Origin of the sequence: Streptomyces sp. NPDC057565 (genome assembly GCF_042801455.1) — a bacterium.
GTDB lineage: Bacteria > Actinomycetota > Actinomycetes > Streptomycetales > Streptomycetaceae > Streptomyces > Streptomyces yanii.
In genome coordinates this window covers 46,183-52,547 of sequence record NZ_JBHVFU010000053.1, presented here as the reverse complement: position 1 = coordinate 52,547, position 6,365 = coordinate 46,183, and the positions used below count along the sequence as shown (strand labels likewise).

The 6,365-nt window shown below is 71.9% G+C and carries 8 protein-coding genes; 2 read left to right on the top strand and 6 right to left on the bottom strand.

Annotation, left to right across the window (positions count from 1 at the left end; all coding sequences use genetic code 11):
* Positions 1-83: 83 nt before the first annotated feature.
* From ACFU8W_RS42015 to ACFU8W_RS42005, 3 genes are read right to left on the bottom strand one after another with little or no spacing between them, the layout of a single operon-like run.
* The gene (locus tag ACFU8W_RS42015; RefSeq protein ID WP_345512242.1) at positions 84-938 is read right to left on the bottom strand and encodes an ABC transporter ATP-binding protein; all 855 of its coding nucleotides are present in this window, start codon (positions 936-938) and stop codon (positions 84-86) included.
* Entirely contained in the window at positions 935-2,014 is a 1,080-nt protein-coding gene (locus ACFU8W_RS42010; RefSeq protein ID WP_384049547.1) for a FecCD family ABC transporter permease, read from the bottom strand. Before ACFU8W_RS42010 ends, ACFU8W_RS42015 begins: the two co-directional genes overlap by 4 nt.
* Positions 2,011-3,021: an iron ABC transporter permease gene (locus tag ACFU8W_RS42005; RefSeq protein ID WP_345512240.1), complete on the bottom strand. Its 1,011-nt coding sequence runs from the start codon at positions 3,019-3,021 to the stop codon at positions 2,011-2,013. Before ACFU8W_RS42005 ends, ACFU8W_RS42010 begins: the two co-directional genes overlap by 4 nt.
* Positions 3,022-3,163: 142 nt before the next feature.
* On the opposite strand from ACFU8W_RS42005, the gene ACFU8W_RS42000 reads away from it, so the two are divergent.
* A complete protein-coding gene (locus tag ACFU8W_RS42000; RefSeq protein ID WP_384049543.1) occupies positions 3,164-3,793 on the top strand; it encodes an HAD family hydrolase in 630 nt (209 codons plus the stop codon).
* A 16-nt stretch (positions 3,794-3,809) separates the two neighbouring features.
* On the opposite strand, the gene ACFU8W_RS41995 is transcribed toward ACFU8W_RS42000, so the two are convergent.
* Positions 3,810-4,043, bottom strand: a complete 234-nt coding sequence (locus ACFU8W_RS41995) for a hypothetical protein (protein ID WP_384049540.1) — start codon at positions 4,041-4,043, stop codon at positions 3,810-3,812.
* Between the two features lie 198 nt (positions 4,044-4,241).
* On the opposite strand from ACFU8W_RS41995, the gene ACFU8W_RS41990 reads away from it, so the two are divergent.
* Positions 4,242-4,625 carry a cold-shock protein gene (locus ACFU8W_RS41990; RefSeq protein ID WP_384049537.1) on the top strand — a complete coding sequence of 128 codons (384 nt, stop codon included), beginning with the start codon at positions 4,242-4,244 and terminating at the stop codon, positions 4,623-4,625.
* A 161-nt stretch (positions 4,626-4,786) separates the two neighbouring features.
* On the opposite strand, the gene ACFU8W_RS41985 is transcribed toward ACFU8W_RS41990, so the two are convergent.
* Both ACFU8W_RS41985 and ACFU8W_RS41980 read right to left on the bottom strand, forming a co-directional pair.
* On the bottom strand, positions 4,787-5,662 hold the full coding sequence (locus ACFU8W_RS41985; protein ID WP_266982979.1) for a 1,4-dihydroxy-6-naphthoate synthase: 876 nt from the start codon (positions 5,660-5,662) through the stop codon (positions 4,787-4,789).
* Positions 5,646-6,341 carry a futalosine hydrolase gene (locus ACFU8W_RS41980; RefSeq protein ID WP_384049534.1) on the bottom strand — a complete coding sequence of 232 codons (696 nt, stop codon included), beginning with the start codon at positions 6,339-6,341 and terminating at the stop codon, positions 5,646-5,648. The genes ACFU8W_RS41985 and ACFU8W_RS41980 overlap by 17 nt, the downstream gene beginning before the upstream one ends.
* Positions 6,342-6,365 lie beyond the last annotated feature (24 nt).

The following is a 6,365-nucleotide window of genomic DNA, read 5'->3' as shown; positions in this document are numbered from 1 at the left end:
CCCCACCACCCGGCAGAGGCGGCGGCGCCCCCGGGACACGGCGCCGAAAATCCAGCCCGTCCGGCGATCGAGGACGGAACCGGTCACCCCGGACCGGGGTGGGACCACGGGGCCCCCGGTACCACCAGCGGCGAACCCGTCACCGGGTCCGGGACGATCACTGCCTCCAGGCCGAAGACCTGGCGTACGAGGTCTGCCGTGACGATGTCCTCGGGGCGGCCCTCGGCGACGATCCGGCCCGCCTTCATCGCGACCAGGTGGTCCGCGTACCGCGCGGCCTGGTTCAGGTCGTGGAGCACGGTGACGACGGTGCGGCCCCGGGTGCCGTCCGCCGCCGGGGCGGCGAGCTGCCGCACCAGGTCGAGAACCTCCACCTGGTGCGCGATGTCGAGGTACGTCGTCGGCTCGTCGAGCAGCAGCAGATCCGTCTCCTGGGCCAGCGCCATCGCGATCCAGACCCGCTGCCGCTGACCGCCGGAGAGTTCGTCCACCGACCGGTCGCCGAGTGCCGTGATGTCCGTACGCTCCATCGCGTCGGTCACCGCCCGCTCGTCCTCGTCCGACCACTGCTGCCACCAGTGCTGGTGCGGCTGGCGGCCGCGGGCGACGAGGTCGGAGACGGTGATCGCCTCGGGCGCGACCGGAGTCTGCGGCAGCAGCCCGATGGACTGTGCGATCTTCCGCGTGGGGATCTTCGACAGTTCGGTGCCGTCCAGGAGCACGGCCCCGCCGCGCGGCTTGAGGAGTCGGCCGAGGGCGCGCAGGGTGGTCGACTTGCCGCAGGCGTTCGGGCCGACGATGACGGTGACCCGGCCGTCGGGAATGGCGAGGTCCAGCTCCTGGACGACGGTGCGGTCCTCGTACGCGAGGGTCAGCTCCCGCGCCGCGAGCCGGCTGGTCGTGGTCGTCGCGGTGTCGGACGTACGGGTCGAGCTCATGCAGTGCCTCCACTACGGCCGCGACCGCCGCCGTGACCGCGGATGATCAGCCAGATCAGATACGGGGCGCCGACCGCCGCCGTCAGCACGCCCACCGGCAACTCGGTGGGCGAGAAGAGCTTGCGCGCCAGCAGGTCGGCGAAGACGACGATCACCGCGCCGAGCAGCGCCGAGCAGAACAGCGGGATCTGCGCGGTCCGCGTCATGCGGCGGGCGATCTGCGGGGCGAGGAGTGCCACGAAGTCGACGGGACCGGCCGTTCCGGTCGCCACGGACGCCAGGATCACGCCGATGGCGACGAGCCCCAGACGTACGCGTCCCAGACGTACTCCGAGGGCCGTCGCGGTGTCGTCGTCCATCGAGACGGTGCGCTGGGCGTGGGCGGCCCACAGGACGGCCGGCAGCAGGATCAGCAGCGTCCAGCCGATCGGCGCGGCCTCGGACCAGCCGCGGCCGTTGAGCGAGCCGGTCATCCAGATCTGCGCCTGCTGGGCGACCAGGTAGTCGCCCTTCGTCAGGAACAGCGTGGTGACCGACCGCAGCGCGATGGCGAAGCCGATGCCGATGAGGACGAAGCGGGTGGCGTGCAGCCCGCCGCGCCAGGCGAAGACATACACGAGCGCCGCCGCGGCCACCCCGCCGATGACGGACAGGTACGGCAGCACGGTGTACGAGGTGACGCCGAAGGTCATCGCGCCGACCGTGAGCGCGCCCGCCCCCTGGCTGATGCCGATGATGTCGGGACTGGCCAGCGGGTTGCGGGCCACTGTCTGGATCAGCGCACCGGCGATCCCGAAGGCCGCGCCGACGAGCAGCCCGACGACCATGCGCGGCAGCCGCAGCGTGCCGACGACCAGTTCGTCCGGGGACGGCTGCCCCAGGATCACCTTCATGACCTCGCCGGGTGCGACGAAGCTCTCGCCGACGCAGAGGTACGCGACACAGATGGCGGCCAGCGCGGCGACGAGCGCGGCGGCGACGACGGCCGCCCGCCGGTGCAGCAGGAACCGGCCCCGTGCCCCGATCCGTACGACGTGGTACCCGGCGGGCCGCACCCGGACCGTGGTGTCGCTCATGCGGGCACCGCCTTCCGGCGCACCAGCGTGACCAGGAAGGGAACCCCGATCAGTGCCGTCATCACACCCGCCGGGACCTCGCTCGGCGGGAAGACGATGCGGCCGATGACATCGGAGACGAGCAGCATGACGGGCCCGATCAGTGCGGCCATCGGCAGCACCCAGCGGTGGTCGCTGCCGACGATCGCGCGGGCGATGTGGGGGACGGCGAGTCCGATGAACGCGATCGGGCCGGCCGCCGCGACGCCGACGCCGGTCAGCACGGTGGCCCCGGCGCCGCCGACGATCCGTACCGTCGCGACCTTCTGTCCGAGCCCCTTCGCCACGTCCTCGCCGAGGGCCAGTGCATCGAGCCCGCGGGCCACGGACAGCACGAGCACGGTCCCGACCAGCATGAACGGCCAGATCTGCTGGGCCACATCGGCCTCGCGCCCGGCGATCGAGCCGACCTGCCAGAAGCGGAACTCGTCCAGCGCGGACGCCTTGGTCGTCAGCACCGCCATCGTCACCGACACCAGCAGCGCGTTGATCGCGGCGCCGCCGAGGGCGAGTTTCACGGGGGTGGCGCCCCCGCGCCCGCTGGACGCGATGGCGTACACGGCGACGGAGGCGATCGCCGCACCCGCGAACGCGAACCACACGTACCCCGTCAGGGTGTGGATCCCGACGTACGCGATGGCCAGCACCACGCCCACCGAGGCGCCCTGGCTGATGCCGAGGATGCCGGGGTCGGCGATGGGGTTACGGGTGATGCCCTGGAGCACCGTGCCCGCGAGGGCCAGTGCCGCGCCGACCATCAGCCCGATCAGGGTGCGTGGCACCCGCATGTTCCGGATGACTTCGGCGGCGTCGGAGTGCCCGCCGTGCAGCAGGGCGTCGATCACCTGGGACGGGGGTATGGAGCGTGCCCCCACGGCAAGGCTGAGAAGTACCGCCACCAGCAGCGCCGCGACGGCCGCCGCCGTCGCGAGTGCGCGTCTGGAGCGGCGTGGTGCGGCGGCTGACATCGGACCCAATCGGCAAGCTGGAAGGCATAGCGAGGTAAGGCTTGGCTAAGTCTAGGTGGAGTCCGCCGGAGTCCGAGGGGCGGGAGGGGCCTGCGGGACCAAGGGGTACCGAGGGGCGGAAGGAAGGTGTGCACTCGGCACAATGGGCACCATGGCTCCGCACCCCCTGACGGTCGGCTTCGACCTCGATATGACGCTCATCGACTCCCGGCCGGGCATCAAGGCCGCCTACCGGGCGCTGTCCGCCGAGACCGGGACGCCGATCGATGTCGATCTGGTCGTCAGCAGGCTCGGACCGCCCGTGGAGGACGAGCTCGCGAATTGGTACCCGGCGCACGCCGTGGCCGCCGCGGCCGACCGGTACCGGGAGATCTATCCCGCGTACGCGATCACGCCGAGCCCCGCCCTGCCCGGCGCCCGGGAATCCGTTGCCGCGATCCGCGCGCGGGGCGGCCGGACGATCGTCGTCACGGCGAAGCACACGCCGAACGCCAGGCTCCACCTGGCACACCTGGGAATCGAACCCGACGAGGTCATAGGAAGCCTGTGGGCGGAGCGCAAGGGGGAAGCGCTGCGCGAGCACGGCGCGCAGGTGTACGTCGGCGACCACATCGGGGACGTGCGCGGCGCCCGGACCGCAAATGCCCTGTCGATCGGGGTCACGACGGGCCCGTGCGACGCGGACGAACTGCGGGAGGCGGGCGCGGACGTCGTCCTCCCGGACCTCACGCAGTTCCCGGCGTGGCTGCGCACCTACCCGGAAGCGGCGTAACCGGAGTCCGTCCCCGTCAGCGTGCGGTCCGCTTGGGGGATGCCGCCCATACCGACCGCACCACGCCCGCCGCGGCGATCAGGAACCCCACGCCCATCAGCATGCACACGGCATACGCGATGGACGGGAACGGGTCGGTCCCGAGGAACAGCGGAGCCACCGTGACCACTGTGGCCAGGGCCCCGATGAAGAAGACGATCGCGCCGACACGGACGAGCCGGTCACCTGCGCCAGAGGGAGGAGTACTCACCCCGTCAGGGTAGTTCCCGCCCCGGAGCCCCCGTCCCTTCACCCGGAGTGCGCCGTTTCCGGACAGAGTCCGGATGACCCGGCTTGACGGGGGGTACTGCACCTGTGGAGGCTTCTGCCAGCAGGGGAGCACGACCATTGGACGGCCTGACCTGCTGAGGCTTGGTTCCGGCTTACGGGTTGAGATGGGGTGCGTGCTTTGCCGACTGGCAAGGTCAAATGGTTCAACAGCGAGAAGGGCTTCGGCTTCCTTTCCCGCGACGACGGTGGCGATGTGTTCGTGCACTCGTCGGTGCTCCCTGACGGAGTCGACGCACTCAAGCCCGGCCAGCGCGTCGAATTCGGTGTCGTCGCAGGTCAGCGCGGGGACCAGGCGCTCTCGGTGGTGATCCTCGACCCGACACCGTCCGTCGCTGCCGCCCAGCGCCGCAAGCCGGACGAGCTCGCATCGATCGTGCAGGACCTGACAACCCTGCTGGAGAACATCACGCCGATGCTGGAGCGGGGCCGCTACCCCGACAAGGCGGCCGGCAAGCAGATCGGCGGCCTGCTGCGCGCGGTCGCCGACCAGCTCGACGTCTAGGGCGTGTGTCGGAAGTCCCGCCGTCCGCCCGAAGGGTGGGCCCGACAACGCAGCGAGCGTGCGTGCCAGGCGTCGCGGGGCAGGCGGGACTTCCGACACACGCCCTGGTGCTGCGACCGGCCGTGTTCCGTTACGGCCGGACTCGGAGGGGCTCGCCCCTCTCAGCCGAACGACAGAGCATCCGGGCCGAGGGGCGGCACCAGCCCCTCGGCCGCCGCGCGCGTGAGCAGCCCGCGTACCGCCGCATAGCCGTTCTCGCCGAGGTCGGCGGTGAACTCGTTCACGTACAGCCCGATGTGCTGGTCGGCGACGGCCGGGTCCATCTCCTGGGCGTGCTCCAGCACGTACGGACGTGACATCTCCGGGTCGTCCCAGGCCATCCGTACCGACGTGCGGATCGACTCGGCCAGCAGCTTCAGCGTCTCCGCGCCCAGCGACCGCTTGGCGATGATCGCGCCGAGCGGGATCGGCAGCCCGGTCGTGGCCTCCCAGTGCTCGCCCATGTCGGCGAGGCTGTGCAGCCCGTAGTTCCGGTACGTGAAGCGCGCCTCGTGGATGACGAGACCGGCGTCCACCTTCCCGTCCCGCACGGCGGGCATGATCTCGTCGAACGGCATGACGACGATCTCGCCGACATCGCCCGGCACGACATCCGCCGCCCAGAGCCGGAACAGCAGATACGCGGTGGAGCGCTCGCTCGGAACGGCGACGGTCTTCCCCGTCAGATCCGTACCCGGCTCCTTCGTCAGGACGAGCGGCCCGCAGCCGCGGCCCAGCGCACCGCCGCAGGGCAGCAGGGCGTACTCCTCCATGACCCAGGGCAGCACCGCGTACGACACCTTCAACACGTCCAGCTCGCCGCGCTCGGCCATGCCGTTGGTGATGTCGATGTCGGCGAAGGTGACATCGAGGGCGGGCGCGCCGGGGACCCTGCCGTGCGCCCAGGCGTCGAAGACGAAGGTGTCGTTCGGGCACGGCGAGAAGGCGATCTTCACAGCGGTGCCGGGCTTCGCGGTGCCCTCAGTCGAGTCGGTCATGGTGGGTCCAACCTTCCAGTACGGGGGTGAGCTTCCCGAACGCGTCGGTGAGCGCGGCCAGTGCGTCGCCGATGCGCCAGGCGTCCCGGTCGCGCGGGCCGACGGCATTCGACACGGCCCGGATCTCCAGCACCGGTACGCGCAGCCGGTCGGCCGCCTCGGCGACCCCGAAGCCCTCCATGGCCTCGGCGACGGCGTCCGGATGTGCGGCGCGGAGGGCGGCGGCACGGTCGGCGCTGCCGGTCACGGTGGAGACGGTGAGGATGTCGCCGGTGACCGCGCCGGTCGCGACGGCCACCTCCCGTACCAGGGCGGGCGGCGGCTCGAACCGTTCCCGGCCGAAGCCCAGGGCGGTGACGGGCACGAACCCGTCGGGGGTCTCCGCGCCCAGATCGGCGGCGACGATCGCGCTCGCCACGACGAGGGAGCCGACCGGGGCGCCGGGCGCGAACCCGCCGCCGATGCCGGCGGAGACCACCAGGCCGTAGGACCCGGAGGCAAGCCCGAACGCGGCGGCGGCGGCCGCGGAGGCCGGACCGGCGCCGCCCGCGAGGACATCGAAACCGCCGGCGCGGTGCAGCTCGGCGCCCGGTGCCCGGACCACCTCCGGTCCGTCCGTGAACGCACGCGTGACCGCGTCCCGTTCCACCGGGACAGCGGTCACGACGAGCACACGCACGGGGAGGGTCCTCCCGGGTCGGGA

Coding starts and splice junctions, on each gene's coding strand:
- ACFU8W_RS42005 (WP_345512240.1), bottom strand. CDS start 3,021: ATGTCAGCCGCCGCACCACGCCGCTCCAGACGCGCACTCGCGACGGCG.
- ACFU8W_RS42015 (WP_345512242.1), bottom strand. CDS start 938: ATGAGCTCGACCCGTACGTCCGACACCGCGACGACCACGACCAGCCGG.
- ACFU8W_RS42010 (WP_384049547.1), bottom strand. CDS start 2,014: ATGAGCGACACCACGGTCCGGGTGCGGCCCGCCGGGTACCACGTCGTA.
- ACFU8W_RS41985 (WP_266982979.1), bottom strand. CDS start 5,662: ATGACCGACTCGACTGAGGGCACCGCGAAGCCCGGCACCGCTGTGAAG.
- ACFU8W_RS42000 (WP_384049543.1), top strand. CDS start 3,164: ATGGGCACCATGGCTCCGCACCCCCTGACGGTCGGCTTCGACCTCGAT.